This window comes from Mesorhizobium sp. M0778, from assembly GCF_040320105.1.
GTDB lineage: Bacteria > Pseudomonadota > Alphaproteobacteria > Rhizobiales > Rhizobiaceae > Mesorhizobium.
In genome coordinates this window covers 81,435-103,381 of the sequence record NZ_JAMYPA010000004.1, presented here as the reverse complement: position 1 = coordinate 103,381, position 21,947 = coordinate 81,435, and the positions used below count along the sequence as shown (strand labels likewise).

The 21,947-nt window shown below is 62.1% G+C and carries 24 protein-coding genes; 11 read left to right on the top strand and 13 right to left on the bottom strand.

Going from position 1 to position 21,947, the window contains the following annotated elements; genetic code table 11:
- The first annotated feature begins 12 nt into the window (after positions 1-12).
- Genes NKI22_RS07925 through NKI22_RS07910 form a run of 4 tightly spaced genes read left to right on the top strand, consistent with a single transcriptional unit; the run spans position 13 to position 4,358 of the window.
- A complete protein-coding gene (locus tag NKI22_RS07925; protein WP_352958349.1) occupies positions 13-1,347 on the top strand; it encodes an ABC transporter substrate-binding protein in 1,335 nt (444 codons plus the stop codon).
- 28 nt (positions 1,348-1,375) lie between these two features.
- Entirely contained in the window at positions 1,376-2,302 is a 927-nt protein-coding gene (locus tag NKI22_RS07920) for a carbohydrate ABC transporter permease (RefSeq protein WP_352958347.1), read from the top strand.
- Positions 2,295-3,137: a carbohydrate ABC transporter permease gene (locus NKI22_RS07915; RefSeq protein ID WP_023720278.1), complete on the top strand. Its 843-nt coding sequence runs from the start codon at positions 2,295-2,297 to the stop codon at positions 3,135-3,137. Before NKI22_RS07920 ends, NKI22_RS07915 begins: the two co-directional genes overlap by 8 nt.
- A 24-nt stretch (positions 3,138-3,161) precedes the next feature.
- Positions 3,162-4,358, top strand: coding sequence for a glycoside hydrolase family 172 protein (locus NKI22_RS07910; RefSeq protein ID WP_023720279.1), 1,197 nt, complete (start codon positions 3,162-3,164; stop codon positions 4,356-4,358).
- Positions 4,359-4,434: 76 nt separating this feature from the next.
- Here the strand turns inward: NKI22_RS07910 and NKI22_RS07905 are convergent, their stop codons facing one another.
- Positions 4,435-4,806 (bottom strand): VOC family protein, encoded by a 372-nt coding sequence (locus NKI22_RS07905; RefSeq protein WP_352494756.1) that lies wholly within the window; start codon positions 4,804-4,806, stop codon positions 4,435-4,437.
- A gap of 514 nt (positions 4,807-5,320) precedes the next feature.
- On the opposite strand from NKI22_RS07905, the gene NKI22_RS07900 reads away from it, so the two are divergent.
- Complete coding sequence (locus NKI22_RS07900) at positions 5,321-5,761, top strand: DUF2267 domain-containing protein (RefSeq protein ID WP_023720283.1); 441 nt, start codon at positions 5,321-5,323, stop codon at positions 5,759-5,761.
- A 12-nt stretch (positions 5,762-5,773) separates the two neighbouring features.
- Here the strand turns inward: NKI22_RS07900 and NKI22_RS07895 are convergent, their stop codons facing one another.
- From NKI22_RS07895 to NKI22_RS07855, 9 genes are all read right to left on the bottom strand, one after another.
- On the bottom strand, positions 5,774-6,265 hold the full coding sequence (locus NKI22_RS07895) for a substrate-binding domain-containing protein (protein WP_198030514.1): 492 nt from the start codon (positions 6,263-6,265) through the stop codon (positions 5,774-5,776).
- Complete coding sequence (locus NKI22_RS07890; RefSeq protein WP_352482017.1) at positions 6,237-7,481, bottom strand: flavin-containing monooxygenase; 1,245 nt, start codon at positions 7,479-7,481, stop codon at positions 6,237-6,239. Before NKI22_RS07890 ends, NKI22_RS07895 begins: the two co-directional genes overlap by 29 nt.
- Before the next feature lie 223 nt (positions 7,482-7,704).
- The gene (locus NKI22_RS07885; protein ID WP_023720285.1) at positions 7,705-8,517 is read right to left on the bottom strand and encodes an SDR family NAD(P)-dependent oxidoreductase; all 813 of its coding nucleotides are present in this window, start codon (positions 8,515-8,517) and stop codon (positions 7,705-7,707) included.
- Positions 8,514-9,515 carry a sugar phosphate isomerase/epimerase family protein gene (locus tag NKI22_RS07880; RefSeq protein ID WP_352640242.1) on the bottom strand — a complete coding sequence of 334 codons (1,002 nt, stop codon included), beginning with the start codon at positions 9,513-9,515 and terminating at the stop codon, positions 8,514-8,516. Before NKI22_RS07880 ends, NKI22_RS07885 begins: the two co-directional genes overlap by 4 nt.
- Before the next feature lie 37 nt (positions 9,516-9,552).
- Positions 9,553-10,326, bottom strand: a complete 774-nt coding sequence (locus NKI22_RS07875; RefSeq protein ID WP_352494758.1) for an SDR family NAD(P)-dependent oxidoreductase — start codon at positions 10,324-10,326, stop codon at positions 9,553-9,555.
- A gap of 4 nt (positions 10,327-10,330) precedes the next feature.
- Positions 10,331-11,428 (bottom strand): ABC transporter ATP-binding protein, encoded by a 1,098-nt coding sequence (locus NKI22_RS07870; protein ID WP_023720288.1) that lies wholly within the window; start codon positions 11,426-11,428, stop codon positions 10,331-10,333.
- 10 nt (positions 11,429-11,438) lie between these two features.
- Entirely contained in the window at positions 11,439-12,371 is a 933-nt protein-coding gene (locus NKI22_RS07865; RefSeq protein WP_023720289.1) for a carbohydrate ABC transporter permease, read from the bottom strand.
- Positions 12,364-13,302, bottom strand: coding sequence for a carbohydrate ABC transporter permease (locus NKI22_RS07860; RefSeq protein WP_352515695.1), 939 nt, complete (start codon positions 13,300-13,302; stop codon positions 12,364-12,366). The genes NKI22_RS07865 and NKI22_RS07860 overlap by 8 nt, the downstream gene beginning before the upstream one ends.
- A 57-nt stretch (positions 13,303-13,359) precedes the next feature.
- A complete protein-coding gene (locus NKI22_RS07855; protein ID WP_352640243.1) occupies positions 13,360-14,625 on the bottom strand; it encodes an ABC transporter substrate-binding protein in 1,266 nt (421 codons plus the stop codon).
- Between the two features lie 143 nt (positions 14,626-14,768).
- On the opposite strand from NKI22_RS07855, the gene NKI22_RS07850 reads away from it, so the two are divergent.
- Positions 14,769-15,965: an ROK family transcriptional regulator gene (locus NKI22_RS07850; RefSeq protein ID WP_352851009.1), complete on the top strand. Its 1,197-nt coding sequence runs from the start codon at positions 14,769-14,771 to the stop codon at positions 15,963-15,965.
- A 294-nt stretch (positions 15,966-16,259) separates the two neighbouring features.
- Here the strand turns inward: NKI22_RS07850 and NKI22_RS07845 are convergent, their stop codons facing one another.
- Positions 16,260-17,180: a LysR substrate-binding domain-containing protein gene (locus tag NKI22_RS07845; protein ID WP_352715384.1), complete on the bottom strand. Its 921-nt coding sequence runs from the start codon at positions 17,178-17,180 to the stop codon at positions 16,260-16,262.
- Positions 17,181-17,319: 139 nt separating this feature from the next.
- Between NKI22_RS07845 and NKI22_RS07840 the strand changes: the two genes are divergently transcribed.
- A complete protein-coding gene (locus NKI22_RS07840) occupies positions 17,320-18,198 on the top strand; it encodes an NAD(P)-dependent oxidoreductase (protein WP_352642728.1) in 879 nt (292 codons plus the stop codon).
- 214 nt (positions 18,199-18,412) lie between these two features.
- Here the strand turns inward: NKI22_RS07840 and NKI22_RS07835 are convergent, their stop codons facing one another.
- Both NKI22_RS07835 and NKI22_RS07830 read right to left on the bottom strand, forming a co-directional pair.
- The gene (locus tag NKI22_RS07835; RefSeq protein WP_352482021.1) at positions 18,413-18,745 is read right to left on the bottom strand and encodes an antibiotic biosynthesis monooxygenase family protein; all 333 of its coding nucleotides are present in this window, start codon (positions 18,743-18,745) and stop codon (positions 18,413-18,415) included.
- Positions 18,746-19,098: 353 nt separating this feature from the next.
- On the bottom strand, positions 19,099-20,535 hold the full coding sequence (locus NKI22_RS07830) for an MFS transporter (RefSeq protein ID WP_352494764.1): 1,437 nt from the start codon (positions 20,533-20,535) through the stop codon (positions 19,099-19,101).
- Positions 20,536-20,655: 120 nt separating this feature from the next.
- On the opposite strand from NKI22_RS07830, the gene NKI22_RS07825 reads away from it, so the two are divergent.
- Genes NKI22_RS07825 through NKI22_RS07810 form a run of 4 tightly spaced genes read left to right on the top strand, consistent with a single transcriptional unit; the run spans position 20,656 to position 21,699 of the window.
- Complete coding sequence (locus NKI22_RS07825) at positions 20,656-21,009, top strand: winged helix-turn-helix transcriptional regulator (RefSeq protein ID WP_023720297.1); 354 nt, start codon at positions 20,656-20,658, stop codon at positions 21,007-21,009.
- A 45-nt stretch (positions 21,010-21,054) separates the two neighbouring features.
- Positions 21,055-21,216, top strand: coding sequence for a hypothetical protein (locus tag NKI22_RS07820; protein WP_352958345.1), 162 nt, complete (start codon positions 21,055-21,057; stop codon positions 21,214-21,216).
- Positions 21,213-21,563, top strand: a complete 351-nt coding sequence (locus tag NKI22_RS07815; protein WP_352715395.1) for an ROK family protein — start codon at positions 21,213-21,215, stop codon at positions 21,561-21,563. The genes NKI22_RS07820 and NKI22_RS07815 overlap by 4 nt, the downstream gene beginning before the upstream one ends.
- Entirely contained in the window at positions 21,466-21,699 is a 234-nt protein-coding gene (locus NKI22_RS07810) for a hypothetical protein (RefSeq protein WP_352642732.1), read from the top strand. The genes NKI22_RS07815 and NKI22_RS07810 overlap by 98 nt, the downstream gene beginning before the upstream one ends.
- Positions 21,700-21,947 lie beyond the last annotated feature (248 nt).

Sequence of the window (21,947 nt, the reverse complement as noted above, 5' to 3'; positions counted from 1 at the left end):
AGGGAGGAAATGATGACTGACAAAACGACCCTCAACCGCCGTCGGCTGATCCAGGGCGGCGCCACTTTCGCCGCCGCCGGCCTTACAGGCTTCCCGTTCATCAATAGGATGGCCTTGCGCGCTCAGGAAGCGCCGCTGAAATTCTGGCAGTTCTATGCGCCGGGCGGAGACGTGAAGCCACAGGTCCAGTGGTTCGAAAAGCTGGTGGCCGACTGGAACGACGGCCACGACCAGAAGGTCGAGCTCGAATATGTCGTCAACAGCGAATACATCTCCGGCTCCAAGCTGGCGACGGCCTTCGCGTCGGGCGAGGGCCCCGACATCTTCCTCATCAGCCCCGGCGATTTCCTGCGTTATTACAATGGCGGCGTACTGGCCGACCTGACGCCGCATATCGAGGATGCCGCCAAAGCCGATTTCCCGGAAAGCGTCATCGCCAACCGCATGGTCGACGGCAAGATCTACGGCGTGCCGATGGAGGTCGAGCCGATGGCCTTCTATTATTCGGTCAAAGCGTTCGAGGAAGCAAAGCTCAACGAAAACGACGTGCCGAAGACCTGGGACGAGTTGTTGGCGGTTGCCAAGAAGCTGACGACGCCCAACCGTTATGGCGTGCTGTTCGAAACGACGCCTGGCTATTACCAGAACTTCACCTGGTATCCGTTTCTGTGGCAGGGCGGCGGCGAATTCCAGGGTAAGGACGGCAAGAGCGCCTTCGATTCGGCGGCCACGGTCCAGGCGCTTAAACTCTGGGAGGATGCTATCAATACCGGTGTGGCGCCGCGTCAGGTGGTCGGCGGCGGCTTCGACATCGTCGCCAATCTCGGGGCAGGGCTGTGCGCCATGCAGAACTGCGGCATCTGGGGCATTTCGGCGATGGACAACAACGCCAAGGACGTGCCCTACGGCATCTTCAAATTGCCGACACCTGCCAATGGCAAATATGTCACCGTCGGCGGTGGCTGGGCCTTCGTCGCCAATGCCGGGGGCAAGAACCCGGATGCTTCCGCCCAGTTCTGCGCCTGGGCGCTGGCCTCGATGGATCAGGGATCGATCGACCGGGTCGTCAACTGGTGCACGGTCGCCAAAAGCGACATGCCGCCGCGCAACAGCGCACTGAAGGCCGGCGCCGATGTCTTCGGCACGGGTAAGTTCGGCACCTTCGCCAAGGAAATCCACCCGGGAACGCGTGCCGAACCGCGGGTTCCGCCTGAAGCCTACAAGATCATCTCGGATGCCATCCAGTCGGCACAGCTTGGCGGGGTCGATGCCCAGCAGGCCGCGACGGCAGCCAGTCAGCAACTCGACGCGTTCCTCGCTTCCTATTCCGGCGCGCCGATCCTTTAGGTCCCCTTCCAGCATGCACGCAGACGAGATGAAATCGCCGGCCGCGGGCGCCAAATCCGCTCGCTGCCTTACCGCCAAGCAAAGGGAACGCTACGCCGCATGGCTGTTCGTCCTGCCCGATGCGCTCGGACTGCTGGTGTTCGTCGGCGTGCCGATGCTGCTGTCGCTCGCCGTCGGGTTTTTCGAGGTCAACGGCTTCGGCGGCTATAGATTCGTCGGGCTCGGCAATTATCGGCGCATGTGGAGCGATCCGCTGTTCTGGTCGTCGGTGAAGGTGACCGTGGCCTATGCCTTCATGCTGGTGCCGGCGCTCTACGCCGCCGGGCTGGGGCTGGCGCTTCTGGTGCAGAAGACCAACCGCTTCAACGCGGTCATGCGCTCGATGTTCTTTGCGCCGCAGATGGTCAGCCTGGTCGTCGTGGCGCTCGTCTGGCAACTCATGCTGGTCGAGAAGGTCGGCATCGTCAGCCGGCTGGCGCCGCTCGTCGGCCTCAGCGGAATTTCGCTGCTCGGCGATCCAAATCTGGCGCTGTTCACGCTGGTGCTGGTCAGCGTCTGGTTCCTGATGGGCTTTTACATGCTGATCTTCCTCGGCGGGCTCCAGGACATCCCGGCAGAGTATTACGAGGCCGCAAAGATCGACGGCGCCGGGCCGGTGACAAGCTTCTGGTACATTACCTTGCCCTTGCTCAAACCGACCAGCTTCTTCGTCCTCCTGGTCTCGCTGGTCGCGGCTGTCGCCGGCGGCCAGGTCTTCGACCTGATCTATGTGATGACCAAGGGCGGGCCCGTCAATTCGACCTCGGTGCTGATCATCTACATCTACAAGCAGGCGTTCCAGTTCGGCGCCTTCGGCTATGCATCGGCAATGGCATCGCTGCTGGTGCTGGCGCTGATGCTGGTCACGGTGTTCTTCTTCCTGCTGACGCGCGGCGGACGTTTCGAGCATGACTGACAGCCGAACTCCTTCCACGCGTTCGCAGATACGAGCGGCGAGGCTTGCCTGGATGCTGGCGACCGCGGCGCTTGGCCTGATGACGGTGTTCCCGCTTGTCTGGATGCTGGTCATCTCGCTCAAGCCGGCGAGCGACGTCTTCACGCCGAGCCTCATTCCGGAACAGCCGACGCTCGGCAATTTCCTCTATGTGCTGACCGAGGTGCCGTTCCTGCGCTACCTTTTCAACTCGTTCTTCGTGTCGGCGACGGTGACCGTCGCTGCGCTGTTCTTCCATTCGATGGCCGGCTATTCGCTCGCACGGCTGCGTTTTCCGGGCCGCGACATCCTGTTCCTCGCCATGTTCTCGACGTTCCTGGTGTCGCTACCGGTGATCATCGTGCCGCTGTTCATTTTGACGCGGACGCTGCACATGCTGGACAGCTATGCCGGGCTGATCATTCCGGCGATCTTCAACGCATTCGGCATCTTCCTGCTCAGGCAATACTACCTGTCGCTGCCGAGGGAGCTGGAAGAAGCGGCGATCATGGATGGCGCCAGCTATTGGCGCATCTATTGGAGCATCATCCTGCCGCTCAGCCGGCCGATCCTGTCGGCGTTGGCGATCCTGTTCTTTCTCGCCAACTGGAACGCTTTCCTGTGGCCGTTGACGATCACATCGGACCTCAACCTCTGGGTGGTGCAGGTTGCCATCGCAAACTTCAAGAGCCAGTACGCCGCCGCCTGGAATTATGTCATGGCCGCCTCGACCATCGTCGCCGTGCCGATGCTGGTCCTCTTCGTGATCTTCCAGCGCCAGATCATGGAATCCATCAAGACAAGCGGCCTGAAATAACCGCTGAAGCAAGAGGAGAACCACATGGATAATGCCGGCCTGTCGCCGCTTCGCGGGCTCGCCAAATTGCGCGATGCCAAAACCCGCCGGTTCTCAAGCTACGACCGCACCGGCGGCAATGACGACCGGCTGCATATTGAACCTGGCCAGACGCTGGTGATTGCCGAGCATTATGGTGCCGGCATCATCACGCATATCTGGGCGACGCTCGCCTGCAAGAGCGAGGACTTCCTGCGCAAGATCGTATTGCGCGCCTATTGGGATGGTGAAGAACATCCGAGCATCGAAACACCGATCGGCGATTTCTTCGGCATGGGCCATGCCCGCACCCGCAATTTTGCCAGCCTGCCGGTGCAGGCAAGTCCAGAGGATGGCAAGGCCTTCAACTGCTATTTTCCGATGCCGTTTGCCAGCCATATGCGCTTCACCGTCACCAATGAAGCTGAGGACGACCTGCTTTTCTATTACTATGTCGATCTCGAACTGCATGAGGAACTCGAGGAAGGCCTGGGCCGCTTCCACGCCCAATACAGGCAGCAGCGACCCGATGGCATCGACGAGACGGGGCTGGCCAACGAGCAGGTCCTGTTTGGCGGGGAAAATACCGACGGGAACGGCAACTACACCATCCTGGAGGCGGAGGGTCACGGCCACTATGTCGGCCTGCTCTATTCGGTCTATTCGCGGCGCCGTTCCCCTCTATGGGACTGGTATGGCGAGGGCGACGACATGATCTTCGTCGATGGCGAGCCGGGCATTTCCGTGCCGGATGCGGTGCGCAAGCCCGATCCGCGTATCGGCCCGAAGGCCGAACTGGTCGGCGATCGTGGCGAGACCAGCCCCGGCGCCAACGACGCATGGCCGCCGACGCTGCACGGCACCGGCACGGAAGATTATTTCAATACGGCATGGTGCCCGACACAGGACTACAGTGCGTCCTATCACGGCATCATCGCCGCCGGCGGGCCGAACTGGACCGAGCCGGTTACGCTCTATCGCTGGCACATAGAAGACCCGGTCATCTTTCACAAACGCATCCGGGTGACCATCGAGCACGGTCACGCCAATCGCCGCTCTGACGACATCTCGTCGGTCGCTTTCTGGTATCAGGCGGAACCGCACAAGCCGTTCGAAGAGCTTGCCGATGTCGAGAACCGCATCCCCACCTTTCGCGCGCCTTATCACAATTGGAACGCCGCCTTCGACGAGAAGAGGCGTTAGGCCGGGATGCGTTCGAGTTGAAGCGTGCATCCCGCGCTATCTGCGTCGGGGCGCGACCCTGCCGTAGCGCGCCGCCTCAGCTGCGAGGTGGAAGTTGCTGGACAGACCAGGTGTTGCCGTCGGGATCCTCAAAGAAGACAAATCTGCCCCAGGGAAAATCCTTGATATCGCTGACCACGATACCTTGAGCTGCCAGGTGCCGGTGTGCCTCATCAATATCGGGCACGACCAGTTGCAGGCCTCTTATGGATCCCGGGGGGCTGTCGACGAGGCCCTTGCCCATGGCAATCGAACAGGCCGAACCGGGCGGCGTCAATTGCACGAAACGTATCTCGTCGCTTACGGTGTGGTCGTGATCGAGATGAAAGCCGACCTTGCCGACATAAAAGGCGATTGCTCTATCGACATCCGATACGGGGACCGGGACCAGTTCCAGCTTCCAATCCATGACAGGCCTTTCGCAGCTTGATCGGCAAGTGGTGCCGAACACCGTGGACGACATCCCGCCATCTTCCCAATGCCATTGTCGGCGCGGGCCGCTCATTCAGTCAAGAGATGTCCGGCAAGAGATATCCGGTTCGGGCAACGTGAGGACTGGTCTCATTGCCGGCCTAGACGGCGAGGCGTTCGGAACCGATGAGCGCAAGCCCAGTTAGGGGGACAAAGACGCATTTCGGATCAGCAGAGACGGCTTTCATGATCGGAACGCAGATGGCCGGATACGACCATGGGAAGGTTGCGCGCGCCGTTGACGTTCGAAGAGCTGCGCGCCTCGAGACGGCGCTCACCGAAGCTGGCGAAGCTCGTCGGCAGCGAAGCCGAAGCGCCAAGAGCAGACCTGACGCAAAGAGGCTCTCCGACCTAAACCGGCTTCCATCGCTTTGCCAGGCTATTTTCACAGGACCACGAAACAATTGTCTCCGGTCGCCGTTTCGCCCGCAGAACCTTTCGAGGAGGCGACGATGAGCACAACCGGCTTGGACGTTTTTGACAAAACGCTGCAACTAACAAACATCTGGCTCGACGAGATCATGGCGGATCTTGGTCCAGATCGCCACGTCGCCTGGCACACATTGGGCGCCGTTCTGCGAACCCTGCGGGACAGGCTACAGATCGGACTGGCGGCCAAATTGGGAGCCGAACTGCCGCTGCTCGTGCGCGGCGCCTACTATGATCGCTATCGGCCCGCCGACATGCCCGACAAGACACGCTCGCTCGAGGAGTTCCTGCAACACATCGCCGATGAATTGAAATCGACCCGTCCTGTCGATCCCGAGGATGCAGTACGCTCGGTATTTCGCGTGCTTGCACGGCATATCGACCTTGGCCAGTCGGCAAAGGTGCGAGATGCGCTGCCAAAGGAAATCCAGGCGCTCTGGCCTGAAAGCGTAGGCGTCAAATAGCGGCGATCCTGCTCATGCGGACGTGCGACGGACCAACTGCCACGAAACGCTGAAAAGGGTAGGTATTGCGCCCGGTGTTGCCGAAATCAATGAGATCAGATGATCGGCAAAATGGTCGTAGTGGGCCGTTTCAGGACCGATCGTCGTCAATGCCGTATGACTGAATTCGCCCTCGTCGATATTGCCACACCCGATGACCGCTATGTCGCCCGGCACGGAGAGCCCGGCCTCCTCGAATGCGTGCAGGGCGGTCACGGCGGCAAGATCGGATTCGACGAAAAGCGCGGTCGGCCGGTCCATGCGGGCGGCCAGCGCCGTGACATTGGCAAACGCAGCCTTGCGCGCCTCTGCACCGCCGATCACAAGGTCATCTCGCAGCGGAAGGCCGCGTGCTTGCAGGAAGCTGTGATAGGCGGCGTGACGGCTTCCGTTCACCGCTTGGGGGTTTAGAAACCTGCCGACGGTGTCCAGGTCGTCACGAACGCCGCACGATGTGTTCCGCAAGGCGATGGGCCTCCTCGGCAATCGCCAATATTATGCCTGATTTGCGCGTGGAGGCGAAATCCAACCCGGCGAAGTAGATGCCTGGCAGGGCGGCCACGCCATCCTCGTGAACAGGCTGTCCTTCCGGGTCGAGCAGACCGGAAAGCCTCACCCAACTGAAATCGCCCTTGAATCCGGTGCACCACACCACGGTCGTGATGCCGGACTCGGCAGCATCAAGAGAACGGACAGCCGGATTCGGCAGCTGCGCTGCGACAGTCTCCGCTGGGTCGGGTTCCGAAACGGGGGCATCGATTCCGGAGCGGCTGATGTATTCGTCGATATAGCGTTTGACGTTGGCGGAGGCCTCATCCGCAAAACGAACATGCTCTTCGAGATCGTCGGCGAATGACAGACGGCCGTCATCTTCGACGCCTGCGAACCGCCCCAGCAGCACGACACCTTGGGCGCCGAGCCCTTGCAGGCTTATCGTGTGTTCTACCCCAAGCAGACCACGAGGTGGAATGCGCCCCGCAAGTCGAATGATCTCGTCTCGACGCACGTCGAGAAATCCGCTTTCGACGAGCCAGAGCATGATGTCGCGACCTCGGTAGTGCCGCGAGAGCCGCCCGACCCGGCTGGTGGCAAGGAAGACTGTTCGGCCTGCTTCCGCCAGTTCTTCCGCGATCTGGGCACCGGACTGGCCGCTTCCGACCACCAGCACCGCTCCAGCCGGGAGATCAGCGGCGCTGCGATAATCAGAAGCATCGATCTGGCGCAGGCCCGGCGGCAACGCAGCGGCCCAAACTGGGCGCACCGGACAATTCAAGTTGCCGCTGGCGATCACCACGTTGCGTGCCAAAAGTGTTCCGCGCGAGGTGATCAGCCGATAGCCGCCATTCTCGTGCCCGCCGGCGAGCTCGGTCACCACAGTGTCCGGTTCGACCGGCAATTCGTTTCGCCTGGCGAAATCCTCAAGCAGGGCGACGAACTGGTTGCGCGTCAGGGCACCGAACGGATCCGAACCGTCATAGCAGTCGCCGGGCATGACGGTCTGCACGTTGGGCGTATTCATCCGGAAGGAATCCCACCGCTGGGTGCGCCAGGTCTCTCCGATGCGGCCGCGCTCCAATACGGCATGGCGCAAGCCTTGCCGAGCCAGCGAATAGCTGACGCCCAGACCGGCCCAGCCGGCCCCGACTACTACTGCATCAAGGACGTTGGCATTATCCGTCATTTGCCGCGGATCCGGAGGCTAGCGCCGTTGCAGCGCTGTGAGGCGGCACTGGCGCCATCAGCGTAACGCCTCTGCCAACGGACAACCGCCAAACAGCGGCCGATGCTGCCCGAACCCATCCCCTCGATCTGCATGGTTTCGCCCCCGACGCGAGGGCACGATAACAGTTTTATCGGGTCACGGCACGATCAAATACTCATCCGAAACCGGCAATGGTTGCGGCTTAACCTGGAAAGATTGTGAAACCGCCATCGACACGGATTACCTGCCCGTTGATGAAGCGCGCGCGCGGACCGGCGAGGAAGGCCACCGCTTCGGCGATCTCTTCAGGCTCCGCATACCGGTTCAGCGATTTCTTGCTCGAATCCATGCGCTGCGGATCGACCACGCGACTCGCCTGGAACCGTGCCGTCTTGGTGGCGCCAGGGCTTACCGCATTGACGCGTACGCCATCGTCGATCAATTCCTTGGCGAGGCAGCGCGTATAATGGACGACGGCCGCCTTAAGCGTTGAGTAGACCACCTCGGGTGAGCAGCCGATATGCGCTGCCGCCGAGGCGATGTTGATCACCGAGCCCGAGCCCCGCTTGACCATCGGCGGAACGAACGCCTGGCAAACCAACATCGTGCCGATGAGATTGTTCTCGGTTAGAACCTTGATGTCGTCGTAGTCGATGTCGAGTGCGTTGTTGGGACTGGGCTTTACGCCCTTGGCGCCGATGTCGCCGCCGGCGCAGTTGACCAGAATGTGCACGTCGCCGAGGTCCGCCTCGATCTTCCTCTTCATTTCGGCGACAGCTTGCTTGTCGCCTATATTGCCGGTGACCGCGGTCACCCGTGTCCCATGCTTCTCCAAGCCCCGGGCAGAGTCGCCGAGGTCCGCGAATTCACCATATTGAGATGGCCGGGCCCAATCGAGGTCGTGGACCGCGACGTTTGCGCCAAGTTCGGCCAAGCGGTCGGCCATCACGCGGCCGAGGCCGCGTCCCGAGCCGGTGACGAAGGCGGTCAGGCCGCTGAGGTCTCGGGTGGTCATGCTGATCTCTCCATTGCAATGAAACCGAACTTCTTCATATTGGCGGCGCTGCGGCGGATCATGTCGAGCTCATACGAAACGAGCGCGCCGTCATCGTCGCGCTCCCATGGCGTGCGGTAGTCGGCGTCGTCCGCAAGACGGTTCGCGCGCGCAGCACTCAGGCAGGCCGCGAACTCGCGTGCGGTCTTCGGCGCATATCCGTTCCACCAGTCGTCCGTGAGACAGCGAACGTGACGGGCCTCCAGCGCGCCCGGTTCGAGCACCGCCGTCAGCGTGTCGTGGTGCTCGCCAAGGATGGCTGCCAGTTCGCCAAAAGGCACGGCGCCGTCGCCGATCGCGCAGCGGACCAGACGGTAGCCCTCATCCGTGAACTGCACGCGATAGTCCTTGAGGTGAACGTGGCGGACATAGGGTGCGATCCGCTGCGTGAAGGCAAGCGGCGCCTCGCCGACAGGAAAAGTGTTGCCGGTGTCGTAGGTGATGCCGACGCCCGGTCCGCCGAGCTCGCAGAACGCGACCAGTTCGTCGCTGCCGAAGTCCTGATGGTTCTCGATGCCGAGTACCCGGCCCTCGGCCGCCGCACGCGGTCCCCAATCTGTCAACGCAGCGCGGATCGTCGTATTGAACTCACTCCATTTCCGGCCCCAGGCGTTGCGGTCGCCGCACAGGACAGGCGTCAGTGCGATACGGATCGTCGTCGCCTCGAGCAGGCGCGCAGCCCGAAATGCGTTGTCCAGCGGACCTGCCACCAGCAGCCCGCCGCTCACCACGGGGACAATATCGAGCGCACTCATACGCTTGCGCAGCGCGACGATTTCGGCATCCGGCAAGTCGGTCAACCAGGGTTCGTAGATCTCGAGCGTGCGTGCGCCCAGTTCCTGCGCCAGCGCGATGAAGCCTTCCAGTCCCACGCCGTCCGGATTGTGCCGCGGCGTGCCACGGCCCTGCAGTCCGAGATAGTAGGTCAGTCCGTAGGGGTTGAGGCCGAGACGAAGCATCAGCTTGGCGGTTCCAATGGAGGGCGGAGAGGGGTCACTAGCGCAGGCCGGCATCGACGGTGATGGACTGCTTCGTGATCATGCGGCTGTCATCCGCTGCCAGGAAGAGCACGGTCCGTGCAATCTCCTCGCCCAGGAGGACGCGACGGATCAATTGCCGCTGCACCGTCTGGTCGACTGCCTCCTGCGTCTTGAACCACAGCTCGCGCTGCCGCTCGGTCATGACGGCGCCGGGTTCGACTGCATTGACGCGGATGTTGTCGGGTCCGAACGACCGCGCCAACGCACGCGTCAGCGCCACCACAGCCCCTTTGGCGGTGGCGTAGGCCACCATCTGGTCCGCTCCGAAACGCCAGGCAATGGAGGAGAAGTTTATGATCGAGCCGAAGCCGAGTTCCTGCATATGCGGATGCACAGCTTGAGCGGCGAAGAAGTGATGCCGGAGATTGATGTCGAAGCTGCGGTCCCAATATTCGGCCGTCACTGCGTCGATGGGATGGCGCTGATCATTGGCAGCGTTATTCACCAGGACGGCGACCGGACCAAGCCGCGCGCGCACGCCTTCTACCGACGCCTTTAACGCATCGACGTCGGTCACGTCGCAATGGAGATATAAGGGAGCCCGCCCGGCGGTACCGCCGAGCTCGCGCAGCAACGCCTCCGCTGGTTCGTCCTGCACATCGAGAAAGGCTACCCGGGCGCCATTCGAGGCGAAGGCGCAGACCATATCGGCGCCGATGCCGGAGGCGCCGCCGGAGATCAGCACGACCCGATCGGCCAAGCTCGGATAGGTTGCGAATTGTACGGACATCAAATTACAGAAGCGCCTTGGTTGTTGGATCGAACAGGCAGGCGCGCGACATATCGATGCCCAGCGTTATCGTCTCGCCCATGACGGGAGCGTCGTCCGGCTCGAAGCGGCCGGTGATCTCCAGGTCACCCAGCCTGAGCACGGCAAGCGTCTCGGCCCCGGTCGGCTCGACCAGCTCGACCGGCGCCTGCATGGACGCCACAGCAGGTTTGCGCGACTTCAGGTCGGTCGTGAAACGGTAGATGTGTTCCGGCCGGATACCGAGCACGACGTCCTTTGGCGCACCGGCGGGCATCGGCGCAGCAAGGGCAAGGCTGGCGTCGCTGCCGTCAGCGGCGCGTACCGAGATGCTGGTCGAGCCGGTAAGCCGCGCCGGGATGAAATTCATCGCCGGCGATCCCATGAAACCGGCAACGAACATGTTTGTCGGCCGGTCGTAGATCCGCTTCGGCGTGTCGAACTGCTGTACCGAGCCCTGGTTCATCACCGCAATGCGGGATGCAAGCGTCATCGCCTCGACCTGATCGTGGGTGACATACACCGTGGTCTTGCCGACGCGATGGTGGAGCTTCTTGATTTCGGTACGCATGTCGACGCGCAGCTTGGCGTCGAGATTGGACAGGGGCTCGTCGAACAAAAACAGCTTCGGGTCGCGGACGAGGGCACGCCCCATCGCAACGCGCTGCCGCTGGCCGCCCGAGAGCTGGCCAGGCTTGCGTTTAAGCAGCTGTTCGATCTGCAGGAGTGCGGCAACGCGCTGGACAGCTTCCGCTTGCACCGCTTTGGGCACGCCGCGGCTTTCCATGCCGAAGGTGATGTTCTGGCGCACCGTCATCGTGGGATAGAGGGCGTATGACTGGAACACCATCGCAATGTCGCGGTCCTTGGGTTGCACCGAGTTCACCAGCCGGTCGCCGATCCAAATCTCTCCCGACGTGACGGTTTCCAGGCCGGCAATCATGGCGAGCAAGGTTGACTTGCCGCAACCCGACGGACCGACAAGCGCGACGAATTCTCCGGTCTTAGCCTCGAGATTGATGCCGGAAAGTATCTCGAGCGAGCCGTAGCTCTTGTGAAGGTTGCGGATCATCAACGCGGACATGGGCGACGCCTCATTTGATGGCGCCCTGCGTGAGGCCGCGCACGAAGTATTTGCCACCGAACAGATAGATCAGCAGCGGTGGCAACGCGCCGATCAGCACGGCTGCGCTCATCACATCGTAAGCACGTGCGGTCGTGCCGCCGGCCGTGAGCGCGACCAACGCCGCCGTAATCGGCTGCTGCTGGCCCGACGTGAAGACGACGCCGAACAGATACTCGTTCCAGATGCCGGTGAACTGCCAGATGACGGTGACAATCAGAATGGGCGGCGACAGGGGCAGGATGATCTTGCGGAAGATTCGCCAGAAGCCGGCGCCGTCAATGCGCGCCGCCTTGATAAGGTCGTCCGGTATGCTGACGTAGAAATTGCGGCAGAACAGGGTGGTGAACGAGATGCCCTGGACGACGTGGATCAACACCAGCCCATATGTGGAATTGGTCAGGCCGAGCTTGCCGAGCAGGAACGCCCACGGCATCAGCGAAATCTGGCCGGGCATGAATACGCCGAGCAGCATCAGATTGAAGATCAGTTCGGAACCCCTGAAGCGCCATTTGGAGAGGATGTAGCCGTTCATGGCGCCGAGAATGGTCGAGATGATTGTGGCGGGGATCGTCATCGCCAGCGAGTTGAAGAAATTGCGCTTCATGCCCTCGCAGGTACCGCTGACACAGTAGGATCCCCAGGCCTGCGCCCACGCATCGAACCGGAAGCTGCGAGGTACGGAGATGAGGCCGTTGCGGGCAATCTCCGACTGCTCGCGCAATGAGTTGAAGATCACCACCAGCAACGGCACGAGATAGACCATCGCGAAAAGCGCCAGCACGGCATAAACAAGGAAGCGGCTCCAGAAATGCCGGCGCGTGGCTGCGGCAGCTTCCGGATCAAAGCCGGTCGGATTGGGGCGGGCCGGGTCAAAGCTGGCATTGGGGGCAATTTCAGCCATTGCGGCCCTCCGCCCGCCGGCGCCAGACGATCCACAACGAGTACGGCACCAGCACCACCGCGACTGCCGCGAGCATCATCATCGCCGCGGCGGCACCCTCGCCGATTTGCCCGCGCTGGAACATCAGGTCGTAGACATAGATGGCGGGGAAGGTGGTGGACACGCCTGGCCCACCCCGCGTCAACGCCGCCACCAGGTCGAAGGTCTTGATGGCGAATTGTATCTGAATGACCGCCACCGCCAGGAATATCGGAGCGATGGTGGGCAGGATGACCCTGCGATAGGTCCGGAAAACCGACGCGCCGTCGATTTGCGCGGCTTTGACGAGATCCGGATCGACCGACCGCAGACCGGCCAGGAAAAGTGCCATCGCGAAGCCGGACGACTGCCAGATACCGGTTATGATCACCGCATAGATCGCCGTGTTGCGGTTGGCCGTCAGGGCGAAGCTGAAGTCGGTCCAGCCAAGCCCGCGAACGAAGGCCTGGATACCGTCGACAGGGTTATAGAGCCAGCTCCACACCGTACCGGTGACGATGAAGGACACCGCCAACGGATAGAGGAAGATAGTGCGCCAAACCGCCTCGCCGCGGACGCGTTGGTCGATGGCGATCGCGAGCAGCAGGCCAACCGCCATCGAGCCAACGATATAGAAGCCGCTGAACAGGAAGAGATTCGTATAGGCGATGTTCCAGCGCCGGTTTGCCCAGAGTGAAGCGTAATTGTCCAGGCCGACGAACCCATAGGTCGGCAACAGTGACGAATTGGACAGCGAGATGTAGAGCGTCCAGAGCGTGAAGACGAAAACATAGACGAAGCTCGCCGCTATCGACGGCGCCAGCACCAGAATGGGCACCATCGTGCCGAGGCGCTCGCGCCATGGCCGGGTCGTAGCGGCTGCTCCTGGCACAATCAGGTCATGGGTGGACATCGGGCTGCTCCGGCGAAGTCAGGCCGGGCGCTTCGCCCCCGGCCATCATCGGCAGCTTCACTTCTGCGCTTCGGCCGCATCCGCCATCGCATTGGCCGCGTCCTGCGCACTCATATCCGGCGTTGCTACAAACTCGGTGATTGTATCCATGATTGCGCCGCGGACTTTTTGCGGCACCGTCATGTTGTGCGCCATCGAACGCACGAGCGTGCCGGCGGCGATCGAGGCTTGCAGATCCTTTTGCGAGAGTTGCTGGCAGGGATTGAAGCCGTTCGAAAGATCGACGTCGAGGCGGGCCGGGATGGAGCCTTTGGTCTGATTGAAAATGGTCTGGAACTCGGGCGACAGGATAGTGCTGGCAAGCAGCTTCTGTCCTTCGATGTAGTCCGGATCCTTCTGCTTGAAGAACACGACCGAGTCCGAATTCAGGATGAAGCCCGGCTTGCCCCAATCGGTCGGCGCCTGGGCGCAGACATAGTCGGTGCCCTCCTTGAAGCCGCCGGCCGTTAGCAGGCCGAGCGTCCAGTCGCCCATGATGTGGAAGGCGGCCTCGCCACGGCCGACCAGGTGCGACATGGTATCCCAGTCGCGCCCGTTCATGCCGGGGTCCATGTACTTCGAGGTCATGGTGCGGAACTGCTCGAAGGCCTTGACCATGCCGTCGCTGCGCATGGCATCGACGTCGCCCTCGACGAAAGCTTTCTTGTAGAGATCGAGATCCTGACCGTACACGACCACTTCGAAAACCGTCGAGTCGGTCCAGTCGGCGGTCGAGTGCGAAATGCAGATCTTGCCGCTGGCCACGATCTTGTCGCAGGCGGCGTTGAACTCCGCCCATGTCTTCGGCATCTCGGTGACGCCCGCATCCTTCATGACCTTCGGCGATGCCCACAGCCAGTTGATGCGGTGGATGTTCATCGGCGCCGCCACCCAATTCCCCGTCGGCTTCATCACCGGCAGCAATTCGGGAGCGACGACCTTCTCCCAATTTTCCGCCTTCGCCAGGTCGTCGAGATTGGCTGTCATGCCCGTCTCGTTCCATTCGGCGATCTCGGGGCCTTTGAGCTGCACAGCGGGAGGTGCGTTGCCGGCGATCACATCGGCACGCAGTTTGGCCAATGTGTTGGCCGTATGGCCTGCGATGGAGGTCTGCTGCCAGGTGCCACCCTTGGCGGTAAACATCTCGCCGAGCTTGGCGATAGCCTGGGCGTCCGAACCGGTTGCCCATTGATGCAAGAGGTTAGTCTTAGGCTCCGCGAGCGCTGTTCCGGTAACCAAGGTGAAGGCGGTAGCGGCTGCAAAGGCCGTCCTCAGATATTTCATCGTTTCACTCCCATATGTGATGCACGGTTCGTATCGACCGCTTGTGGCCCGCGATTTGAGGTCGTGGCCGGTGAGATGCAGTAATCTCCGTTCTTTCCAAGATGACATATTTGGGCTATCAGTCAACGTGCTTTGTGCTCATCATGAACAAACCTTCGCTTAGAAATTGGCTGATCGACAGGCCGTCCGCGTCGCCGGAGAGCCTGATCGTCCGATGCCTGCGCGAGCGCGGCGTGCTTTCTGCGTCGCAAATTACCCGCATTACCGGTTTGGCGCGGTCGACGGTTTCAACCGCGCTCAATGGCTTGAGAAAGTCGGGGATGGTGATCGAATCCTCGGTCCATCATGACGCGGCCAGGGGTATCGGCAGGCCTGCCACGACATTGACGCTCAATCCCGCTGCGGGCACCTGCGTCGGCATCCATCTGGGCCTCGACGAGATGCGCTGCGTCGTCGCCGACGTCTCGCATTCTTTCGTTGCCGAACAAACTATCCCCATGGGTCTGGACTACCAGCCGCAACAGGCGGCCCAGCTCGCCAAGTCAGTAATTGCCCGATGCTACGAAGAGAACGGTCTGCCGATGGCGGGGCTCCTGGGGGTTGGGGTCTCCGTCTCGGGCCCAGTCAGCCGCGAAGGAGTGGTGCTGCGCGCGAGTATCGTTCCGACCTGGGCCGGGGTCAACATCCGCGATGTGTTCGGGCCGGTCCTCGAACAGCCGATCTTCGCCGACAATGAGAGCAACTGCTCGGCCATTGCGGAGCTGATGTGGGGGGCTGCCGTAGGCCAGGACGATTTCGTGCTGTTCAAGGTCGATCTGGGGGTCGGCGGGGCCATTGTCCAGCATGGCCGGCTGGTGAGCGGCATCGCCGGCGGCGCCGGCGAATTCGGGCATATCAGCATCGATCCCGGCGGTGACCTTTGCCGGTGCGGCAATCGCGGATGCCTGGAGCTCTATGCCAGCTTTGCCCGGCCGCTCGAGCAGATTTCGCGCATCGTGCGGCGGCCGGTCACGATGGACGACGTGATCATGATGGCCGAGCAGGGCGACGTAAGGGCGCTGCGGATGATCGAGGACACCGCCGAGTTCGCCGGCCGTGGGCTCGGCTTGATCGGTTCGGTGCTCAATCCGCCGCTCATTATCATCGGCGGCCGCATGGCCTTGGCGGGTGACATTCTCCTGGCGCCACTGATCGCGTCATATGAACGCCACACGCTCATCAAGTCCCGCGATGTGGCGCCCGCGCTGCGCACGCGGATAATCGTTGGCAAGCACACGGAGAACGATGCATTGCTCGGCGCGGTCGGCCTCGTGCTGCGCCACAATAGCCGACTGCGATGATATGGCTACGTTCCAGGTAAACCTTGCCGTCCGAAGGCAGAGGTCATGAGTTCGAATCCCTTCGGGTGCACCAAACACCGCCATTTGCCGCCGCCTACGGCGCACGCGCCGGCCAGAGCACGCCAGCCTAGCAGCGGCGGCGACTGATTGAGTTCGAATCCGTTGAGGCGATGACGGCTCAGCCCTCATTTTGCGACATTTGGGGTCTGGTCGCACGTAAGCGGACATCACACTTCGGCGCCCACGACACCCCAGCGATCGGCCCAGGATTCCAACGTGCCCGCCCAACGACTATCAGCCTGCATTGATTAGGTCTGCACCTTGTGGCCGTTGCGAGAGTTCAGCGATCAGATGGTCGGCAACGACCCTAACGGAGGGAAGCTGCCCGCGACGATGCGGCATCAGCAGAGTCGTCGCCACGCCACGCGCTGTCCAGTCCGGTAAGATGCGGACAAGCGCGCCGGACTCGATCAGCGGCGCACAGAAGCTACCTGCCAGGCAAGCCACGCCGAGCCCGGCCCTTGCGGCTTCCCGCAAGGAGACGGTTTCGTTGGCGATATAGCGCGGAGATGGCGTGACCTCCGCAACGACGCCTTGCCCATCGTGAAGCGTCCAGACCCTCTCCGACGACGATGCCATAACCCCATCGAGCCCGTTCGCTTCCTCGGGTCGAGAAGGCATGCCGTTCTTCCGAATATAGTCGAGCGAGGCGACGAGCCAGGCGGGGTCGTAATCGATGCGACGTTGCACGAGTTCGGTATCCGGCAACGGGGCGAAGTGGTTGCGGATGGCGATGTCGAAACCTTCCTGCACGATGTCCACGAACCTGTCGGAGACGTCGAGCATGATGCGGACCTTCGGATAGCTCGCCGCGAGACGCGGAAGGATCGGCGCTAGACGGAACTGGGCGATCGGCAGCGATGCCGTGATCCGCACCGTTCCGCTCGGTTCCGCAAGGCGACCCTTGATCACATGCTCGGCCGCCTCCGCTTCGATCAGCATGGCGGCGGCATGACGATGAAAATCTCGGCCGATCTCGGTCACGGTGAAGCTGCGCGAGGTCCGCTGGACCAGACGCACGCCGATCGCCTTTTCCAGCTCGGAGAGCCGCTTGCTGAGAGTGGACTTGGGGATGCCCAGGGCACGCCCCGCCGCAGCGAAGCCGCCATGATCAACTACTTGAACGAAAACGAGGAGGTCGTTGAGATTCAGCATCCGGAGCTCTCATCGTTCCTAAATGTGGATGATAGGTCTACAGATAACCCACTACTGCTTCTGCGTCCAATATTGCATCTCTTTGTAGCCGCCGCCGTGGGGCGGGGCTGCAATTCGGAACGTAGAAGGACGCACGTACATGGCCAATATCTCGATCCTCGGCCTCGGGGCTATGGGGCAGGCGCTGACCGCCCGATTTCTTTCGCAGGGCCACACGGTCACGGTCTGGAACCGCACGCCCGGCAAGGCCGCATCACTGCTTGCCAAAGGCGCGCGCGAGGTGAAGTCCGCCGCCGACGCGACCGCCGCAAGCGACGTCACCGTGATGTGCGTGCTGGACTATGCCGCGTCGGATTCGGTGATCGATGATGCGGCATCGGCGCTCTCCGGGCGTTCGCTGGTCAATCTGACCAACGGCACGCCGGCACAGGCGCGCGCCACGGCCGAGCGGATTGCCAAGCTGGGCGCCGCCTATCTCGACGGCGGCATCATGGCGACGCCTCCGATGATCGGCGGCGAACATGCGCTTATCCTCTACAGCGGCTCCAAAGCGGCCTTCGATGCGCACGCCCGAACGCTCGAGGCGCTTGGCGCCGCGAACTATCTCGGCGGGGATGCCGGGCTGGCATCGCTGCACGACTTGGCCCTTCTTAGCGGCATGTATGGCCTTTTCGCCGGCTTCTTCCACGCTACCGCGCTCGTAGATTCCGAAGGCATTGGCGCGGGCGCTTTCCTCAAGCTCCTTGGCCCATGGATGACCGCGATGATGGGCGAGCTGCCGGGATATGCGGAGAAGATCGACAGCGGCAGGCATGGCGTGAATGTGGTGTCGAACCTCGGGATGCAGGCCGCCTCACTGGACAACATCCTCACAGCTACCCGGGAGCAGGGCGTCGCCACCGATCTGCTCGACCCCATGCTGGACCTGTTCCGCAAACGGGTGGGAGGCGGATTCGGAGATGAGGATATTTCAGGTGTTTTCGAGCTGATCCGGCGAAAGAGCGGGAAAGGCGGGTGAAGCCGTCGTGGATGGCGCCATATCCCTCGCCGCTGCCGACATTCTCGGCCTCCCGGGGAGGCGGTGCACCAGCGTCCAAAATGAACCCAGCTTCGGGGTTCGCTGCCCGCCGGCAAGCGGTTCGTCATCCTCTCCTCGCGCGGCGATGCGGGATACACTCCCGGCGGTCGGCTGGAATTCGAGTTTTGCACGGGATGATGGCTGGAACACTCGGTCAGGCTCCGCTTGATCCGGACGACTTCCCTGCGTCCTCAATGACGTCGTAGTGGCATACACGCGGATCGAAGGAGAGCAGCTCGGCGACAGCGCCCGGTTCGACGACCGCCTTTTCGACATCTGACCCGGCAAATCTGCCGATGGCCTCCATCGATTGCCACCGGGTCTGCACCTGAAATTCGATTTCGGCATCAACTTTGCGCACGCTCAACTGCGCTCCGAGAAATCCGGCCGTCTGGAGCAATGCCGGAAGGACACTGGTTCTGAAGTGGTTGGGATAACCGTGCGGATTGGACGCCGCGGCGCGAGCGCGCCATTGACGAATAACCATCTTGCTCTCCTCGATGCGTTGCCGCCAAGCAGCGGCATGTGGACCTCAAATATCTAATGCACAACTCTGGCCGCGCTGAGCCAGGCTGGGCAACCACGTCGGCGACGTCAGCCAGCGTATCGTCGTCGACGCGGGGCAACTACAACTCGATTCGCTGTCGGCCCAAGGCGTCGCGGAACTCGATCGGGCCGGGGCGCGCGCTGCTGAGCAGTTCTGGTTTCGTAGACGCGTCTAAGCATCGGCACAGCCTACATATTGACTTGTATGATGCAACCCATATGGCCCGTCGCAGGCTGTGCCGCCTCGCGTTTGCGCATCTGGTAGGGGAGCCGCGACGGCGGCTCCCCAATTCCTCATACCCCGACGTGCACCGGCGCAGGGGCCGGCGTTCTGTCCCGCGAAAGAAGGAGCAGCGCAAGCGTTGCACCGGTGGCGGCGATGATCACACAGGCCCAAAAGCCCGCCGCATACCCTGCGGTCAGTGCTGCGGGGGTATCCGACGTCCCCGTCATCGAGACAGCGACGGTGGCGGTGATAGCTACCCCCAGAGCAGCGCCAATCTGGAACATCGCGCTGTTTATCCCGGACGCGAGGCCTGCGTCGGCTTCCTTGACCTTCGAGAGAGCTGCAACGGAACCGGCAACGGCAGCCATTCCGATACCAGGCCCGAAGGCGATCAAGCCCGGAAGCAGATGCGCGAGGTAGGTGCCTTCGGGAACAATGAAGGTGAAGAGTGCGCACCCAGCGCCCATCAAGAGCATGGCGATCACGGCAATCGCACGCGCCCCGGCCCGGCCGATCCATTTACCCGTCAGTGTTGAGGAGACGATCGACAGGATTGCATAGATCATCGTGCCAAGGCCAACGACAAGCGGCGAGTAACCCAGGACCTTCTGGGCATAAAGCGACACCAAAAGTGCCATGCCGAATACGAGCGCCCCGGCGAAGAGCATGGTCAGGTTCCCGCCGACAAATGAGCGAGACCGAAAGATGGCAAGGGGAACAAGCGGGTTATTCACCCGCCTTTCGATCAACACGAATGCGCCGAGCAGTCCGAGCGTTGCACCCAACAGGCCCAGGGTTTGCGGATGGGCCCAGCCAACGCTGGGAACCTCGGTGATCGCCAGTACGAATGCCACGAGCGCCGCGGTAATCGTCACGGCGCCGCCGAGATCGAAGCCACCGCGGCTGCCGATAGCACGGCTCTCGCGCAGCGTGAACGGGCTGAGCCCCAGGATCATGGCGCAGATGGGGACATTAATGAAGAACACCCAGCGCCAACCGAGCCAATCGGCAAGCGGTCCACCCACCAGCAGCGCGGCGGTGGCCCCGCCGGCTCCCATCGCGGACCATAGCCCCAGGGCTCGATTCCGTTCATTTCCCTCGAAGGTGGTCATGAGGATCGATAGGGCGCTGGGGGTCAATACGGCAGCGGCAATTCCTTGAACAACCCGGGCACCGATGAGAAATCCTGGATTGCCGGAAAGCCCGCACGCCAGCGAGGCGACAAGGAAAGCAGCTGTGCTCGCCATAAACAGGCGCCGCCGACCCAACAGATCCGATACTCGACCCCCGAGAAGAAGAAGCCCGCCCAGAGCCAGCATGTAGGCGCTCATCACCCACTGCACCGCGGATGGGGTGAAACCGAGTTGTGCCTCGATCGAGGGTAAGGCGAGGAGGACGATCTGTCCGTCAAGGCAAACCATAAAGAAGGCTACGCAAAGTACCGCCAATGCAATCCAGCGTCGTGGATCGGGTGCGGCGGAAAAATTCTTGGATGGGATATCCATGGGAAAGTCCTTTTGCTTGCCTGCGGCGCGATAACGCCACGAGGGAGGCGCAAGGTGATTGACTTACCGCCGGTTTGGCAAGTACCTACTATTTTGTAGGTACCCTATCGGAGCGATGTGATGGCAACGAACTTACCTGAAGCCTGCGGCCTGGGGCCGGCATTCCTTGTGATCAGCGGCAAGTGGAAAGGCACGATCCTCTGGCTTTGCCGGAAGCAGCCGCGGCGGTTTGGCGAGTTGCGTCGCCTTATTCCCGACATGAGCGAGAAGATGCTCATCCAGCATTTGCGAGAGATGGTGGCGGACGGACTCCTTGACCGACACGATTTTGGGGAGGTTCCGCCTCGCGTCGCATACTCGTTGACTGACCTAGGTCTGGAGCTGGACGACGCTCTTGCTCCGCTTGCGCACTGGGGTCTCAAGCATTCGGATCGACTGACACGGGATCGACCAATGTCGCTGGTCAAGGCGTAGCGCCTTAGGTGCGGCGGTGTGCTGTGCGCGAGTATCGTTCCGACCTTGTTTGGGCCGACCCTCGAACAGCCGATCTTCGCCGAAAATGAGAGCAACTGCTCGGCCATTGCGGAGTTGATGTGGGGTGCGGCCGTCGGCCACGACTTCGTGCTGTTCAAGGTCGATCTGGGCGTCGGCGGGCCATTGTCCAGCACGGCCGGCTGGTGAGCGGCATCGCCGGCGGCGCCGGCGAATTCGGGCACATCAGCATCGATCCCGGCGGTGACCTTTGCCGGTGCGGCAATCGCGGATGCCTGGAGCTCTATGCCAGCTTTGCCCGGCCGCTCGAGCAGATTTCGCGCATCGTGCGGCGGCCGGTCACGATGGACGACGTGATCATGATGGCCGAGCAGGGCGACGTAAGGGCGCTGCGGATGATCGAGGGACACCGCCGAGTTCGCCGGCCGTGGGCTCGGCTTGATCGGTTCGGTGCTCAATCCGCCGCTCATTATCATCGGCGGCCGCATGGCCTTGGCGGGCGACATTCTCCTCACGCCACTGATCGCGTCATATGAACGCCACACGCTCATCAAGTCCCGCGATGTGGCGCCCGCGCTGCGCACGCGGATAATCGTTGGCAAGCACACGGAGAACGATGCATTGCTCGGCGCGGTCGGCCTCGTGCTGCGCCATAACAGCCGACTGCGATGATCCGGCTTCGCATCGATCGGTGCTTTGAGACTCGTTGTTTCACATCGGTGCGCACCCGCAACACGGCCAAGTCCCTCCGGCCGTTGGACTGGTTCACTCTGGCGCGTTAGAGCGTGGCTGATGATGAGCGTGCCGAGAGGTGTTATAAGGGTCGCGTGCGTTTATGGTGTTAACGGGCAAGCTTGGGAGCGGTTGTCAATGCCATATTGCTGCAGCAGGCCAAGCCCCACCCCTCGCCCGGCCGAGAA